The organism is Pseudonocardia hierapolitana (assembly GCF_007994075.1).
GTDB lineage: Bacteria > Actinomycetota > Actinomycetes > Mycobacteriales > Pseudonocardiaceae > Pseudonocardia > Pseudonocardia hierapolitana.
Genome location: NZ_VIWU01000001.1, coordinates 1,271,969 through 1,287,150, shown reverse-complemented (window position 1 = coordinate 1,287,150; position 15,182 = coordinate 1,271,969). Strand labels below are relative to the sequence as shown.

Sequence of the window (15,182 nt, the reverse complement as noted above, 5' to 3'; positions counted from 1 at the left end):
CGCGATCAGTGGGCGACGGCGGCGGCGCCGTGCTCGTCGACGAGCGCGCCGGTGACGAAGCGGTCGAGCGTGAACGGCGCGTTGTACGGGTGCGGTTCGTCGTGGGCGATGGTGTGGGCCATGCACCAGCCGACGCCGGGGGTGGCCTTGAACCCGCCGGTGCCCCAGCCGCAGTTGAGGTAGAGGTTCGCGTACGGGGTGCGGCCGATGATCGGGGAGGCGTCGGGGGTGACGTCGACGATCCCGCCCCACGTGCGCAGCAGGTGGGCGCGGGCGAACACCGGGAACAGCTCCACGGCCGCGGCCATCTGCCGTTCGATGATGTGGAACGCGCCGCGCTGGCCGTAGCCGTTGTAGGCGTCGATGCCCGCGCCCATCACCAGCTCGCCCTTGTGGGCCTGGGAGACGTAGACGTGCACGGCGTTGGACATGACGACGGTGGGGTGCACGGGTTCGAGCAACTCGGAGACCAGCGCCTGGAGAGGGTGGCTCTGGAGCGGCACCCGGAACCCGAGCATGTCGGTGAGCACGGAGGTGTGGCCCGCCGCGCACAGCGCGACCCGGCCCGCCGCGATGTCGCCGCGCGTCGTGCGCACGCCGGTGACGCGGCCGGAGTCGGTGGTGAAGCCGGTGACCTCGCAGTCCTGGATGAGATCGATCCCGGCCTCGTCGGCGCGTCGGGCGAAGCCCCACGCGACGTAGTCGTGCTTGGCGATGCCGGCGCGTGGCTGGTAGGTGGCGCCGAGCACCGGGTAGCGGATCTCCTGCGAGGTGTTGACGATCGGGCAGACCTTCTTGACCTCGTCGGGGGTGAGCCACTGCGCGTCGACCCCGTTGAGGACGTTGGCCTCGACCCGGCGGACGCTGTCGCGCACGTCCTGCAGGCTGTGGGCGAGGTTGAGCACGCCGCGCTGGCTGAACAGGATCGGGTAGCCGAGGTCGTCCTCGAGGCCCTCCCACAGCTTGAGCGCGTGCTCGTAGATTCCGGCGCTCTCGTCCCACAGGTAGTTGGAGCGGATGATCGTGGTGTTGCGGGCCATGTTGCCGCCGGCGAGCCAGCCGCGCTCCAGAACCGCGACGTCGGTGATGCCGTGGTTCTTCGCCAGGTAGTGGGCGGTGGCCAGGCCGTGGCCGCCCGCCCCGACGATCACGACGTCGTAGGAGCGCTTCGGCTCGGGGTTGCGCCACAGGAAGTCAGGGTGCTCGGGCAGCGGGTTCATCGGGCACCCTCCTCGAGCGCCGGGTAGAGGGGGAAGCGCGCGGCCAGCGCGGCCACCCGCTCGCGCAGCGCCGTGATGGCCGGGTCGCCGGTGTCGGGCCGCAGCGCGGTGGCGATGACGTCGGCGACCTCGGCGAACTCGTCCGCGCCGAACCCGCGGGTGGCCAGGGCGGGCGTGCCGATCCGGATCCCCGAGCTGACCATCGGCGGCCGCGGGTCGAACGGCACCGCGTTGCGGTTCACGGTGATCCCCGCGGCGTGCAGCCGGTCCTCGGCCTGCTTGCCGTCGAGCTCGGAGTGCCGCAGGTCGACGAGCACCAGGTGGACGTCGGTGCCGCCGCTCACCACACCGATGCCCGCGGCCCGCGAGTCCTGCGCGACCAGCCGGTCGGCGAGCAGCTGCGCGCCGAGGAGGGTGCGCTCCTGGCGGTCGCGGAACGCCTCGGTCGCAGCCAGCTTGAACGCCACTGCCTTCGCGGCGATCACGTGCTCGAGCGGGCCGCCCTGCTGGCCGGGGAACACCGCCGAGTTGAGCTTCTTCCGCAGCGCCGGGTCGTCCTCGGCCGAGAGGATCACGCCGCCACGCGGCCCGCCGAGGGTCTTGTGGGTGGTGGTCGTGACGACGTGCGCGTGCGGCACCGGCGAGGGGTGCAGCCCGGCCGCGACGAGCCCGGCGAAATGGGCCATGTCGACCATCAGGTACGCGCCGACCTCGTCGGCGATGCGGCGGAACTCCGCGAAGTCGAGGTGGCGCGGGTAGGCCGACCAGCCGGCGACGATCACCTTGGGGCGGCGCTCGTGCGCGAGCCGTTCGACCTCGGCCATGTCGACGCGGTGGTCGTCCTCGCGGACGTGGTAGGCCGCGACGTCGTAGAGCAGGCCCGAGAAGTTGAGCCGCATCCCGTGGGTGAGGTGGCCGCCGTGGGCCAGGTCGAGGCCGAGGATCGTGTCGCCGGGCTGCAGGAGCGCGGCCATCGCGGCGGCATTGGCCTGGGCGCCGGAGTGCGGCTGGACGTTGGCGAACGTGGCGCCGAACAGGTCCTTGACCCGGTCGATGGCGAGCCGCTCCACGACGTCGACGTGCTCGCACCCGCCGTAGTACCGGCGGCCGGGGTAGCCCTCGGCGTACTTGTTCGTGAGCACCGAGCCCTGGGCCTGCATGACGGCGAGGGGGGCGAAGTTCTCGCTGGCGATCATCTCCAGCGTCGTCTCCTGCCGCCGGAGCTCTGCGCCGACCGCCGCGTGGATCTCCGGATCCACCTCGGCGAGGCTGCGGTTGAGGGTGGTCCGGTCCTGGGTCTCGAGCATCTGGCATCCGATCTGATCTGTCGTACCAAGCTCTCAAGACTGGTATATCAGTCGGCGGTGTACGGTAGGTCGGCCGTCGGACGTCGTCAAGGGGTGGTCATGGGTGTCGCCGCACAGCTGTCCGCGTCCTCGGGGGAACCGGCGTCGCTCGCGGACCGGGCGTACGAGGGCATCCGGGATCGCCTGGTCATGCTGGACATCCGCCCAGGTGACCCGCTGAACGACGACGCCCTCGCCCAGGAGCTCGGCACCGGGCGCACCCCGGTGCGCGAGGCGCTGAAGCGGCTGGAGGGCGACCGTCTCGTGGTCGCCTATCCCCGGCGCGGCACGTTCGCCACCGCCGTCGACATCACCGACCTGGCCCACATCTCCGAGATCCGCATACAGCTGGAGCCGCTCGCGGCGTCCCGGGCGGCGCAGGCCGCGTCCGCTGCCGCGCGTGCCCACCTCTCCGGGCTCGCCGAGGAGGTGGCGGGGCTGGAGGCCCGCATCAGCGACCGGCGCGAGCTGCTCCGGCGCGACGTCCAGGTCCACCGCGAGATCTACCGCGCCGCGGGCAACCCGTACCTGGAGGACATCCTCGTCCGGCAGGACAACCTCGCCACCCGGATCTGGTGCCTGTTCCTGGACCGGCTGCCGGCGATCGCCGGGCACGTGGGGGAGCACGTCGCTCTCCTCGAGGCCATCGTCGACGGCGACGCCGACAAGGCGGGGCGGCTGGCGCTGGAGCACGTCGTCGGCTTCGAGCGGGCCGTCCGCGCGGTGCTCTAGCGGTCGGGCCTTTGGCAGGCCTTCACGCAGGGCCTTTCACAGGGCCTGCGGGCAGGGCCTTCGGTGGCGCCGCGCATTGTGCGGGGCCGCCCCTCAGAGCTCAAGGGCGCCTACGGCGTCCTCCGCGATCGCTACGCGACCCTTGACCTCTGAGCCTCTGCGACCCCTGAGGGCAAGCATGCGGGCAGGCCAGGGGCCTGCCCTTCGGGCGCGCGGCGACACCGAAGGCGGTCCCACGGCGATGATCGAGGCTTCGGCGCGGAAACGGGCGAAAGCGACACGGGAACGCGCCGAACTGCCGATGACGCCGCCCGTGGCGCCGCCACAGTCGACTTCACACACCCAGTACGGACTTCACACAAGGCCGGCCTTGTGTGAAGTGGCCACTGGGTGTGTGAAGTGGTTGGGAGAGGGCCCGTGATCGGCCCGAGGTGTACATCAGCGTCTCCGCCGAGCCCGCGATGTGCTGATCGGAGCGATCTCCGCAACCGGCGCACCCGTTCTCCGCCCACGCGCCCCGTCGACCGGGTGTGTGGCCCGACACGGGGCGCGCGAGCACACCAGGTGCGCGACGGGCGGGGAGATCCACCATCGCGTGTCCGTGAGAGCGGCCTGCTGGCGGCGCCGCGCGCCCCATCGGGCAGCCCCCCGGCCTGCCCGCCCCGCACGATGCGCGGCGCCGCCAGCAGGCCCTGCTACCCGGAGACCTGCTGCCCCCGAGGCCCGAGGCCCGAGGTCCGAGGCCGGGTACGCGTGCCGAGGGTCCCGGGCCTACCGGCGCGCGGGGCTGAAGTAGCCGAGGCGGCCGCTGATCTCCCGACCACCCTCCAGCAGGTGGGTGGCGACCTCGGGGAACGACTCGACCGTGAACCGGTACGACGGGCCGGAGGCGCCGACGGCGGCGACCACCTCGCCCGCGGCGTTCCGGACGGGCGCGGCGAGCGCGTTCAGGCCGAGCTCGAGCTCCTCGGCCGTCGACGCCCAGCCCTGGCCGCGGACCTTCTTCAGCTCCGCCTCGAGCGCGGGGACGTCGGTGATGGTGTGCGGGGTGTACGCGACAAGGTCGCCGGCGAGGGCCTGCTTCACGGTGTCGTCGTCGGCCCACGCCAGCAGGACCTTGCCGCTGGCGGTCGCGTGCAGCGGTGTGCGCTGACCGGTCCAGTTGCGACCGCTGATCGCCGAGCTGCCGTACTCCTGGAGGATGTTGGTGACCTCGCCCGTGTCGGAGATGGCGAGGTTGACCGTCTCGCCCAGCTCGGCGGCGAGCCGCCGGCAGACCGGGCGGCTCTCGGTGGTCAGCTCGAGCTGGGCGGTCGTCGCACCGGCCAGCCGGACGATGCCGCGGCCCAGGTGGTACTTGCCGCGTTCCTCCAGCTGCTCCACGAGGTCGCCGTTCTCGAGCGCCTCGATGAGCCGGAACGCGGTCGACTTGTGCACGCCGAGTTCAGCGGCCACCTCGGTCACCCCTGCGCCGTCGCGTCCCCGCTCGGCCAGCAGGTACAGGATCGCGATGGCTCGGTCCACGGACTGGACCTGGGACGGGGCGGCCTCCCTGCCGTGTCGAGCTGAATCGGTCATCACGCCCAGAACTGTACGGCCGCTCACCGCTGCGAGCAGTTCCTGAGGCTTGACGGCCCGCGGACCGCACCCTCATCATTCTGTTGCTGATAGCGCGAGCTGTTGCGGCATCTGAAACAAATCTGTAACGGAGGTGTCATGATCCTCGTCGGTCGACCGGAGGACATTCCGCTCGGCGAGGCCGTGCGGGTCGAGGCCGGTTTCGGGTCCAAGGTGCCGATCGCGGTGTTCAACGTGGACGGTGAGCTCTACGCCATCGACGACACGTGCACCCACCAGGACGCCTCGCTGGCGGACGGCTGGCTCGAGGGCTGCAGCGTCGAATGCCCCCTGCACGCGTCCTGCTTCGACCTGCGCACCGGGATGCCGTCGGGCCCGCCTGCCAGGACCCCCGTGCGCACCCACGAGGTGGTGGTCGCCGACGGGCTCGTCTACGTCCGGGTCACCGAGTCGGTGGAGGCGGCGTCGGTGGAGACGGCGGCCTGATGCGCACGATCGCGGTCATCGGAGGCTCGCTCGCCGGCATCAGCGCCGCGCGTGCCCTGCGCGAGCACGGGTTCGACGGCCGCGTCGTCGTCGTGGGCGCCGAGGACCGGCTCCCGTACGACCGCCCGCCCCTGTCGAAGGAGTTCCTGGCCGGCAAGGCCGGAGTCGACGACCTCGCGCTGACGACGGACGCCGACGCCGGCCTCGATCTGGACTGGGTTCTCGGCGAGGCGGCGGCCGGCCTGGCCCCGCGCGGCCGCTCGGTCGTGCTGGCGTCGGGGCGGGAGATCGTGGCCGACGGCGTCGTGCTGGCCACGGGCGCCCGGGCCCGGCCGTTCCCCGGAGACCGGATCTCCGGCGTGCACACCCTGCGCTCCCTGGACGACGCGGTCGCGCTGCGGGAGGACCTGCTGGCCGGCGGGAGGCTCGTGGTGATCGGTGCCGGCTTCATCGGGGCCGAGGTGGCGTCCACGGCCCGCGACCTCGGCGTCGAGGTCACCGTGATCGAGTCGGACCCGCTCCCGCTCGGCGGCGTCCTCGGTCCCGAGCTCGCCGCGGTGTGCACGGCGCTGCACGAGGACAACGGGGTCCGCCTGATCACCGGCACCGCCGTGACCGGGCTCGCCGGCGCCGGCCGGGTGCGCGAGGTCCGGCTGGCCGGAGGCCGCACGGTGGCGGCCGACGCGGTCGTGGCCGGGATCGGCGCGATTCCGAACATCGAGTGGCTCGCCGGGTCGGGCGTCGACCACGACCACCGCGGGGTGTGGACCGACGCCGGGGGAGCCACGAACATCCCGCAGGTCGTCGCCGCGGGCGACTGCACGTTCTCCTACTGCCCCTACTCGGGGATCGAGCTGCGCCAGGAGCACTGGACCAACGCGCTGCAGCAGCCCGCCGCCGCGGCGGCGACGCTGCTCGGGAAGAGCGCGATCCCGGCTCGACCGACGGCGCCCTACTTCTGGTCGGACCAGTACGGGGCGCGGCTGCAGTTCGCAGGCCACCGGCGGCCCGACGACGACGTCGAGATCGTCGAGGGCGGCCTCGACTCACGCCGCTTCGTGGCCGGCTACCGCCGCGGCGGCGAGCTCGTCGCGGTGTTCGCGATGAACCAACCCAAGCTCTTCGGAAAGTGGCGCCGGCAGCTGGTCGCCCCCGCCCCCGCCGCCGCCCGGCTCTCCTGAAACCCGCGTCCGCACGAGAGGTGTCGCGTGTCTGCTCCGACCGACGTGTCCCCGAGCCTGATCTCCACCCTTCCCGGCCTCTCCTACACCGATCCCGCGCTCTTCGGGCGGGAACAGGAGAAGATCTTCGAGGCCCGCTGGATCGCGGCCGCGCGGAGCGCGGACCTCGACGGCCCCGGCGCATTCCGCACCCTCGACGTCGGCCGGGAGAACGTGATCCTGGTCCGGGGCAGGGACGGGCAGCTGCGGGCGTTCCTCAACGTCTGCCGGCACCGGGGCGCGCGGGTCTGCATGGAGCCCTCCGGCGTGGCCAGGCGGAACCTCCAGTGCGGCTACCACGCCTGGACCTATGGCCTGGACGGCAAGCTCGTCGCGGCCCCGAACCTGACCAAGATGCCCGACGTCGACCGCACCGAGTACGGGCTCGTCCCGGTGCCGCTGCGTGAGTGGCTCGGCTACGCCTGGGTCTGCGTCGCCGACGAGCCGCCCTCGTTCGACGCCACCGTGATCGGCGCCGTCACCGAACGGCTCGGGGGTGCAGGCGTCATCGAGCGATGGGACATCGAGAACCTCGAGGTCGGGCGCCGGATCAGCTACGACGTGCGCGCGAACTGGAAGCTCATCGTCGAGAACTTCATGGAGTGCTACCACTGCGCGACCATCCACCCCGAGCTCACCGAGGTGCTGCCCGAGTTCGCCGACGGGTTCGCCGCCCAGTACTTCGTCGGGCACGGCGCGGCGTTCGCCGATGAGGCGGAGGGCTTCACCGTCGACGGGAGCGCGGGCGTGTCGGTGATCCCCGGGGTCGTGGACGGCCACGACCGCAAGTACTACGCGATCACGGTGAACCCGCAGGTGTTCATCAACCTCGTCCCGGACCACGTCATCTTCCACCGCATGTACCCCGCGGGCCCGGACCGCACGGTCGTCGAGTGCGACTGGCTGTACCTGCCCGAGGTCGTGCGCAGCGGCCGGGACCTGGACAGTTCGGTGGAGCTGTTCCACCGCGTCAACCAGCAGGACTTCGACGCCTGCGAGCGCTGCCAGCTCGCCGCCTCGTCGAAGGCGTACGCCCAGGGAGGCGTGCTGGTGCCCAGCGAGCACCACATCGGCGCCTTCCACAGCTGGGTCACCGAGCAGCTCGCCACCTGAGCCGCCCCGACCTGCCCACCGACTGAGCTCGCCACCCACCACGGCCCGTCCTCAGCGAGGAGGACGGCACCCACCGAACAGGAAGGGTCGACGCGACATGGTCCTACAGGTTTCCCCCGAATCCGACGAGATCCCGGACGACATCCCGACCGCGGGCGGGCGGTCCGATGTGGATCGATGGGTGTTCGGGTCCTCGGCACTTCTGGTCGTGGCGTTCATCGCGTGGGGTCTCCTGAGCACCGAGTCGCTCGACGCGGTGACGTCCGCCGTGCTCAGCGGGGTGATCCGGGGTGGGGGATGGGCGTTCGTGCTCGGCGCGAGCGGGTTCGTCGTGTTCGCACTGTGGCTGGCCATGAGCCGCTACGGCCGGATCCCGCTGGGGCGCGACGACGAGGCACCGGAGTTCCGCACGATCTCCTGGATCGCGATGATGTTCAGCGCCGGGATGGGCATCGGGCTGATGTTCTACGGCGTGGCCGAGCCGCTCGCGCACTTCTCGGAGCCGCCGCCGGGCACCGTGGCGGCCGGCACCGACGAGGCGTTCGAGGTGGCGATGGCCACCACGCTGTTCCACTGGACCCTGCACCCGTGGGCGATCTACGCCGTCGTCGGGCTCGCCATCGCCTACAGCACGTTCCGCAGGCGCCGCCGTTCGCTGATCAGCTCGGCCTTCGAGCCGCTGCTCGGCGCCCGGCGCTGCGGGGGCCCGTTCGGCCGGGCCATCGACGTGATGGCGATCTTCGCGACGCTCTTCGGTTCCGCGGCGTCGCTCGGCCTCGGCGCGCTGCAGATCGGTGGCGGGCTCCAGGCGGGCGGCTTCCTCACCGAAGCACCCACCGCGTTGCTCGTGACCGTCATCGTCGTGCTCACGATCGCGTTCGTCGCGTCGGCCGTGAGCGGGGTCGCCAAGGGCATCCAGTGGCTGTCGAACATCAACATGGTGCTCGCGGCGGTGCTCGCGGTGTTCGTGTTCGTCGCCGGGCCGACGATCCTCATCCTCAACCTGCTGCCCACCGCGATCGGCGACTACTTCGGCAACCTCGCGCAGATGGCCGCCCGCACCGGTGCCACCGGCGGCGACGCGACCGAGACCTGGTTGTCGGGGTGGACGGTCTTCTACTGGGCGTGGTGGATCTCCTGGACCCCGTTCGTCGGGATGTTCATCGCCCGGATCAGCCGCGGCCGCACGATCAAGGGGTTCGTCGCGGGCGTCATCCTCGTGCCGAGCCTCGTCAGCCTGGTCTGGTTCGCGATCTTCGGCGGGGCGGCCGTGACCCTCCAGCGCGGCGGCGCGGACCTGGCGTCGCAGTCGCCGGAGGGGCAGCTGTTCGGGGTGCTCGAGGCATACCCGCTCGGTGCCGCGCTCGGCGTCGTCGCGATGGTCCTGATCGCGATCTTCTTCGTCTCGGGCGCCGACGCGGCCGCGCTGGTGATGGGCACGCTCTCCGAGCGGGGCTCGATCCACCCCTCACGGGGTGTCGTCGTGTTCTGGGGCGTGGTGATGGGCGCGATCGCCGCCATCATGCTGCTGGTCGGCGGGGACGACGCGCTCACCGGCATCCAGAACCTCACCATCATCATGGCCGTGCCGTTCGGGCTGGTCATGGTCCTGCTGTGCGTGGCGCTCACGAAGGACCTGCGGCACGACCCGCTGATCCGCCGGGACGACCGGTCGCAGCAGGCCGTGGAGCAGGCCGTCAGCTACGGCGTCGAGACGTACGGCGACCGGTTCTTCATCAACGTCAAGCCCGCCCCGGGGCGGACGGGGGTGGACGGCGCTGCCTCACCCAGGGTTCAGTTCCCCACGCCGAGCGCGGACATGAGCGCGGACGGGTAGCGGTCGCCGCGCGCGGCGCCGGCCGGCACCGCCTCCTCGATCTCGGCGAGGTCGTCCGCGGTGAGGTCCAGCTGCGCCGCGGGCAGCGCCTCGGCCAGCCGCGCGCGGGTGCGGGCGCCGACCAGCGGCACGATGTCACCCGCGTCGGCGCCCTGTGCGGCCACCCAGGCGATGGCCAGCTGGGCGACCGTGCATCCCTTCGCCTCTGCGATCCGGCGCAACGCTTCGACCAGCGCGAGGTTGTGCTCCACGTTCCCGCTCGCGAACCGCGGGCTGAAGGCGCGGAAGTCGCCGGGGCCTGCGGTCTGGCCTGCCTTCCAGCGCCCGGAGAGGAGACCGCGGCCGAGGACGCCGTACGCGGTCAGTCCGATGCCGAGCTCCCGCAGCGTGGGCAGGACCTCGGCCTCCACCGCGCGGGACAGGAGCGAGTACTCGATCTGCAGGTCGGCGATCGGGTGCACGGCGTGCGCCCGGCGGATCGTCGCGGCGTCGACCTCCGAGAGGCCGACGTGGCGCACGTACCCGGCGTCGATCATCTCCTTGATCGCGCCCACCGTCTCCTCGACCGGCACCGCCGGGTCCAGCCGGGCCGGGCGGTAGACGTCGATGTGGTCGACGCCCAGCCGCGTCAGCGAGTAGGCCAGGAAGTTCTTCACCGCCTCGGGACGGTTGTCCTGAGGGCCGAACACCGGACCCGGCCCGCGCATCTGGCCGAACTTGACGCTCAGCTGGTAGCCGTCCCGATCCCGGCCGCGCAGCGCCTCGGCGAGCAGCAGCTCGTTGTGGCCCATGCCGTAGAAATCGCCGGTGTCGATCAGCGTGACGCCTGCGTCCAACGCGGCGTGCACGGTGGCGATGCTCTCGTCGCGGTCGGCCTCGCCGTACGCGCCCGACATGCCCATGGCGCCGAGGCCGAGAGCGGAGACGGTCGGGCCCGTGCGGCCCAGGGTTCGTGTCTGCATCATGTGCCCACCCTGCGTCGGTGGGACGCGTCGCGGGAGCGGAGCGTCGATCGTGGGAGAGCCGCTCCCTGGATCGGCGCCGCGGCCGCGAGGAGCATGGGGTCGTGCAGCGTGACCAGCTCGCCGACTTCCTGCGCCGCCGCCGCGAGGCGATCCGCCCGGCCGAGGTCGGCATCGCCGACGGCCCCCGCCGCCGCACGGCCGGCCTGCGCCGGGAGGAGGTGGCCATGCTCGCCGGCATGTCGGTCGACTACGTCGTACGCCTCGAGCAGGGCCGCAGCAGCCAGCCCTCGACTCAGCTGCTCGGCGCGCTGGCCCGGGCCCTGCGCCTGTCCGACGACGAGCGCGACCACCTCTTCCACCTGGCCGGCCACCGGCCCCCACCCGCCGACGGGGTGGCCCGCCTCGCCCGCGCCGGCCTGCTGCGCATGTTGGACCTGCTCGGCGACACGCCGGCCGTGGTCATGTCCGACCTGGGGGAGGTCCTCGCCCAGAACCGGGCTGCCGTCCTGCTCGGCGGCGACCACACCGGCTTCTCCGGAGACCGGCGCTACGCCGTGTACCGCTGGTTCACCGACCCCGCCACCCGCGCCGTCCGCCCGCCCGAGGAGCACGAGCACAACGCCCGTCAGCTCGTGGCCGACCTCCGCGCGGCCGCAGGGCGCCGGGCGGGCGACCCGACCGTCACCGGGCTCGTCGCCCGGCTGCAGGCGGCGAGCGTCGACTTCCGGCGGCTGTGGGCCGAACACGAGGTGGCGGTCCGGCGCGCCGACCGCAAGACCTTCGTGAACCCGCGGGTGGGCCGCCTGATCATGGACTGCGAAACCCTGGTCACCCCCGACCAGCGCCAGCAGCTGGCGGTGCTCACCCCGGCGGACGCCGAGACCCGTGAGCGGCTGGAGCTGCTGCGGGTGCTCGGGACCGAGGAGTTCCCCGCGGGAGCGCCGGGGCCGCGCTGACTACCCCGTGGTGGTAACGCCGGATACCTCCGGGAGGCGGCGATACCGTGATCCGCAAGGCCTAGCGTCTGTTCGCGCGAATGGTCCGCCAAGCCGTTCTCGTCGACGCCGCGCTGGCCGCGGTGCTGACCGCGCTCGCCGTGGACGCGGCGGTCCGCACCGGCGCGGACGGCTGGCTCGCGTACCTGATGGCCGTCCTCATCGTGGCGCCGGTCGCCGTGCGCCAGCGTGTGCCGGTTCTGGCGACGGGGATCATGGCGGGGGCGATGGCGTAACGACGCGTCGTCGCCCAGCGACGTTCCGTATCTCTGGCCCCGTTGCTTGGGGGTGCGCGGTGGGAGAGGGGACCCGGGCGAGGATCCAGCTGCACGGGCGGTTCGCGGTTCGCGTGGACGGCCGGATGGTGGAGCGTAGCCTCCCCGGCCGGCGGGGCAGGCTGCTGGTCGCGTACCTCGCCGCACATCGCCTGTCCGCGGTTGACCGGGCGGCGCTGCTCGAGGTGCTGTGGCACCCGGCCGACCCGGGTGGTGGCGCGGGTGCCGGGTTCGCTGCTCTGCTGTCGAAGGCGAGGGCCGTGCTGGTACCGATCGAGATCCGGGGCCGGGGGAGCCTGCAGATCGTGTTTCCGCCGCACTCCGTTGTGGACGCGGACGTGGCGGCCGCCGCTCTGCACGACGCCGAGGTGGCGGCCAGCCGGCAGGACTGGCCACGAGCCTGGACCCAGGCGCTGAGCACGCTGTTCGTGACCCAGCGGCAGTTCCTGTCCGGTCTCGATCACCCGTGGGTCGACGTGCGCCGCCGCACCGCGCAGCACGACCACGAACGAGCGCTGGCCTGCTACGCGGAGGCGTGCCTGCACCTCGGCCCCGCCGAGCTGCCCAGCGCCGAGCGCAGCGCCCGGCGGCTCGTCGAGCTCCAGCCCCTGTCCGAGGTCGGGTACGGCCTGCTGATGCGCGCGCTCGCCCAGCGGGGCGACCGTGCCACGGCTGTCGTGGTGTACGACCAGCTCAGACGGGCGCTGCGGGACGACCTCGGCGTTTCTCCGAGCCCGGCCACCCGGGACCTGTTCAGCCGGCTGATCCGACCGCAGCAGGACGGCAAGGTTTCGCCAACGTTCCGGGCAAGACGATGAGGAGGCTGTGGGAGTCAGCGGTGACAGGAGGAGTCATGAACCAGGTGAACTGTGAATGCGGGTTCTCGGTGCGGAACGAGGACGAGGACCGGGTCGTCGAGGTGGTGCTGCAGCACGTGGCGTCGACACACCCCGAACTCGCCGAGAACGTGACGCCTGCGGTGGTGCGGGGCTGGATCGAACTCATGCCCGACTGAGGACGACGTCAGCAGGTCGAGAGTCATTCGGGTGGGGCCGAGGGAGGAACGCCCGTGAAGAGTCGCATCGACGGCGAGGTGTCCAGGACGAACGAGGCGCGTCGAGGACCGGTGGTCGCCGCGGCGCTGTTGGGTGGATGCCGGATCAGCGTGGGTGAACGCATGGTCGACACCGCGTCCAGCCGCCGGACCCGCGGGCTGGTGGCCTACCTCGTCGTCCACCGCCGCGCCTGGATACCCCGTGATGTGTTGATGGACATCTTCTGGCCCCACGCCGCGCCCGCCGCGGCACGGAACAGCCTGCACGTCGCGCTCACGCGGGTCCGTGCAGCGCTGCGCGCCGCGGGCGGCGAGGCGCTCCTGGAGCGCAACTTCGACACCTACGGAATCAGTAGGGACGCCGACGTCCGGCTCGACGTCGATCAGGTCGAGGCGGCGGGCGCGCTGGCGCGGCGCGCGATCGCCGCCGGGGACGCGGTGCGGGCTGAACAGGCGTACGGCATGATCTGCCAGCTCTACGCCGGAGTCTTCCTCGCCGACGACCTGTACGTGGATTGGGCCTTGCCGGTGCGTGAGCGACTGGCCCGCGAGGCCATCGAGGCACAGCGTGGGCTGATGCACATCTACCTGCGGCGCGGAGACTGCGGGGCCGCGGCTGTTCTGGCCAGGGCCGTGCTCGTCGTGGATCCCGCGGACGAGGATGTGAACCGCGGCCTGATGGCATGCCTCGCCTCGTCCGGTCAACGCCACCTCGCGCTCGAGCAGTATCGGCGGATGGCCCGCACGCTCTGGCGGACGTACCGGATCGGGCCATCGGCCGAGAGCGCAGCACTCTACGAAGCGATCAGGAAACCAGGGCCGTACCGTTCGGCGTCATGACGGGCGCACACGAGCTCGAGGTCACCACCCAGCCGGGCGGACTGCTGTTCACCTGCGTGGTCGACGGCTGCGGGAGGCGGATGGCGATCGACCGGGAGGGCCGGTACTCGGTGATCGACCGCGGCGACGCCACGGCGAGCCATCGCGGTGGCGTCGGTGGGGTCGAGCTGGACCTGCCGCAGGTCCGGATGACCTGAGGCCACCCGGACCGGTGGCCGTCGTCAGCCGATCTTCAGCAGGTCGGGGTGCTCCATCACGGCGGCGACGTTGCTGACCACCGCGAAGTTGCGGTGCAGCAGCACGACGATCAGCTTGTACACCCCGGCGTCCGGCGGCTGCGGGTTGTCGGGCAGCGTCCCCGCCACGACCGTGATCGTCGCGGCGTACGTCTGTCCGCCGTTCAGCGGGACGGTCACGGTCGCACCGACCTGGCCTTCGAACGCCGTGCCGCCGATGCCTTCGACGTAAGCCGTCAGCTCCCACTGACCGCCGAGGAGCAACGCGGCGAGCGGGTCGATCGTCCACGACACGTCGATGGCGAAGTCGAGTCCTGCCTCGAGAACGGTCGCGGGCGCGCCGTTGTTGTCCTTGACCAGCATGGTCGCGGGCCCGCCGGTGAGCGGTACGTTCGGGAACTGGATGTCAGCCATCGGACTTCCTCTGATGCTCGGAGACCCGGATGGCGGAAACGCCGCCCGGCACCCGAGACGGTGCCTGCCACCGCTTTCCCCGCCCTGTCATCGCACCTACGGGCAGGGGTGGCTCAGGTAAGAGCCTCGGCCTGCCTCAACCGTCCGCCAGATGCGCCAGCGTGGCGATGAGGCGTGCGTCGATGTCCGGCGGCCACGGGAAGCTGACGGTCACCGACTGCTGGTGGGCCAGCCCGTGCAGGCCCACCCACAGCGCGATCGTATCGGCGGACAGGTCGGTGCTGGTGGCGATGCCCGCGGCGACGCAGTCGCCCAGGACGTCGTTGAGCAGCTGCAGGCTGCCCTGGCCCAGTGCCTGCATGTCGGCCTCGGTCACCGAGCTCGCCTCCAGATCGGGCATCCAGAGCCCGCCGAACATCGTGCGGTACCGCCCGGGATGCGTCCGCGCGAACTCCAGGTAGCCGGTGCAGACGGCGAAGAGCCGCGTTCGCGGATCGTCCCCCGCGGCTTCCCATGCGCCGCGCAGTGCCGCGTCCAGCTCGTCGAAGGCCCGCTGGACGACGGCAAGCATGATGCTGGGCTGGTCGGCGAAGTGGCGGTAGATCGAGGGAGCCGAGATGCCGACCCGGCGGGCGACCGCTCGCAGGGTCACGGACGTCTCGTCGCCCGTCTCGTCGAGCAGCGCGACGGCGCCGGCCACGATCTCTTCCCGCAACCGGCCCCCCTCGCCGCGGCGGTTGCGGGCGCGGGGTGCGGTTGCGGTCGACTCCTCTGCCATGGCGTCAGCTTACACCTGAAAACTTATGCCTGTTAACTCTTGCAGCCGCGAGAAGAACGTGCGTAAGCTTACGTCCGTTAGCTCACTGAGTCG

General features: G+C 71.9%; 17 protein-coding genes. 11 read left to right on the top strand and 6 right to left on the bottom strand.

Annotated elements, in window-relative coordinates; translation table 11 throughout:
• Window positions 1-5 precede the first annotated feature (5 nt).
• Window positions 6-1,220: a sarcosine oxidase subunit beta family protein gene (locus tag FHX44_RS06215; protein ID WP_147254589.1), complete on the bottom strand. Its 1,215-nt coding sequence runs from the start codon at window positions 1,218-1,220 to the stop codon at window positions 6-8.
• Window positions 1,217-2,527 carry a serine hydroxymethyltransferase gene (gene glyA / locus FHX44_RS06210; RefSeq protein ID WP_147254588.1) on the bottom strand — a complete coding sequence of 437 codons (1,311 nt, stop codon included), beginning with the start codon at window positions 2,525-2,527 and terminating at the stop codon, window positions 1,217-1,219. The genes FHX44_RS06215 and glyA overlap by 4 nt, the downstream gene beginning before the upstream one ends.
• 99 nt (window positions 2,528-2,626) lie before the next feature.
• On the opposite strand from glyA, the gene FHX44_RS06205 reads away from it, so the two are divergent.
• Window positions 2,627-3,298 carry a GntR family transcriptional regulator gene (locus FHX44_RS06205; RefSeq protein ID WP_147254587.1) on the top strand — a complete coding sequence of 224 codons (672 nt, stop codon included), beginning with the start codon at window positions 2,627-2,629 and terminating at the stop codon, window positions 3,296-3,298.
• 771 nt (window positions 3,299-4,069) lie between these two features.
• On the opposite strand, the gene FHX44_RS06200 is transcribed toward FHX44_RS06205, so the two are convergent.
• Complete coding sequence (locus tag FHX44_RS06200) at window positions 4,070-4,876, bottom strand: IclR family transcriptional regulator (RefSeq protein WP_147254586.1); 807 nt, start codon at window positions 4,874-4,876, stop codon at window positions 4,070-4,072.
• Window positions 4,877-5,014: 138 nt separating this feature from the next.
• On the opposite strand from FHX44_RS06200, the gene FHX44_RS06195 reads away from it, so the two are divergent.
• The 4 genes from FHX44_RS06195 (at window position 5,015) to FHX44_RS06180 (ending at window position 9,532) form a co-directional block, all read left to right on the top strand.
• Window positions 5,015-5,362: a bifunctional 3-phenylpropionate/cinnamic acid dioxygenase ferredoxin subunit gene (locus FHX44_RS06195; RefSeq protein WP_147254585.1), complete on the top strand. Its 348-nt coding sequence runs from the start codon at window positions 5,015-5,017 to the stop codon at window positions 5,360-5,362.
• On the top strand, window positions 5,362-6,543 hold the full coding sequence (locus FHX44_RS06190; RefSeq protein WP_147254584.1) for an NAD(P)/FAD-dependent oxidoreductase: 1,182 nt from the start codon (window positions 5,362-5,364) through the stop codon (window positions 6,541-6,543). The genes FHX44_RS06195 and FHX44_RS06190 overlap by 1 nt, the downstream gene beginning before the upstream one ends.
• A gap of 27 nt (window positions 6,544-6,570) precedes the next feature.
• A complete protein-coding gene (locus FHX44_RS06185) occupies window positions 6,571-7,695 on the top strand; it encodes an aromatic ring-hydroxylating oxygenase subunit alpha (RefSeq protein WP_147254583.1) in 1,125 nt (374 codons plus the stop codon).
• A gap of 97 nt (window positions 7,696-7,792) precedes the next feature.
• Complete coding sequence (locus tag FHX44_RS06180) at window positions 7,793-9,532, top strand: BCCT family transporter (protein ID WP_147254582.1); 1,740 nt, start codon at window positions 7,793-7,795, stop codon at window positions 9,530-9,532.
• Here FHX44_RS06180 and FHX44_RS06175 read toward each other — a convergent pair.
• Window positions 9,490-10,494 (bottom strand): aldo/keto reductase, encoded by a 1,005-nt coding sequence (locus tag FHX44_RS06175; RefSeq protein ID WP_147260955.1) that lies wholly within the window; start codon window positions 10,492-10,494, stop codon window positions 9,490-9,492. The genes FHX44_RS06180 and FHX44_RS06175 overlap by 43 nt on opposite strands.
• 104 nt (window positions 10,495-10,598) lie before the next feature.
• On the opposite strand from FHX44_RS06175, the gene FHX44_RS06170 reads away from it, so the two are divergent.
• The 6 genes from FHX44_RS06170 (at window position 10,599) to FHX44_RS06145 (ending at window position 13,858) form a co-directional block, all read left to right on the top strand.
• Window positions 10,599-11,453: a helix-turn-helix transcriptional regulator gene (locus tag FHX44_RS06170; RefSeq protein WP_147254581.1), complete on the top strand. Its 855-nt coding sequence runs from the start codon at window positions 10,599-10,601 to the stop codon at window positions 11,451-11,453.
• Window positions 11,454-11,533: 80 nt separating this feature from the next.
• A complete protein-coding gene (locus tag FHX44_RS06165; protein WP_147254580.1) occupies window positions 11,534-11,728 on the top strand; it encodes a hypothetical protein in 195 nt (64 codons plus the stop codon).
• Window positions 11,729-11,853: 125 nt separating this feature from the next.
• Window positions 11,854-12,585 (top strand): AfsR/SARP family transcriptional regulator, encoded by a 732-nt coding sequence (locus FHX44_RS06160; protein ID WP_147254579.1) that lies wholly within the window; start codon window positions 11,854-11,856, stop codon window positions 12,583-12,585.
• Window positions 12,586-12,620: 35 nt separating this feature from the next.
• The gene (locus FHX44_RS06155; protein WP_147254578.1) at window positions 12,621-12,782 is read left to right on the top strand and encodes a DUF1059 domain-containing protein; all 162 of its coding nucleotides are present in this window, start codon (window positions 12,621-12,623) and stop codon (window positions 12,780-12,782) included.
• 111 nt (window positions 12,783-12,893) lie between these two features.
• Window positions 12,894-13,661: an AfsR/SARP family transcriptional regulator gene (locus tag FHX44_RS06150; RefSeq protein ID WP_147254577.1), complete on the top strand. Its 768-nt coding sequence runs from the start codon at window positions 12,894-12,896 to the stop codon at window positions 13,659-13,661.
• Window positions 13,658-13,858: a hypothetical protein gene (locus FHX44_RS06145; RefSeq protein WP_147254576.1), complete on the top strand. Its 201-nt coding sequence runs from the start codon at window positions 13,658-13,660 to the stop codon at window positions 13,856-13,858. The genes FHX44_RS06150 and FHX44_RS06145 overlap by 4 nt, the downstream gene beginning before the upstream one ends.
• A gap of 24 nt (window positions 13,859-13,882) precedes the next feature.
• Here the strand turns inward: FHX44_RS06145 and FHX44_RS06140 are convergent, their stop codons facing one another.
• Both FHX44_RS06140 and FHX44_RS06135 read right to left on the bottom strand, forming a co-directional pair.
• A complete protein-coding gene (locus tag FHX44_RS06140) occupies window positions 13,883-14,311 on the bottom strand; it encodes a hypothetical protein (protein WP_147254575.1) in 429 nt (142 codons plus the stop codon).
• 136 nt (window positions 14,312-14,447) lie between these two features.
• Window positions 14,448-15,089, bottom strand: a complete 642-nt coding sequence (locus tag FHX44_RS06135; protein ID WP_147254574.1) for a TetR/AcrR family transcriptional regulator — start codon at window positions 15,087-15,089, stop codon at window positions 14,448-14,450.
• Between the last annotated feature and the right edge of the window lie 93 nt (window positions 15,090-15,182).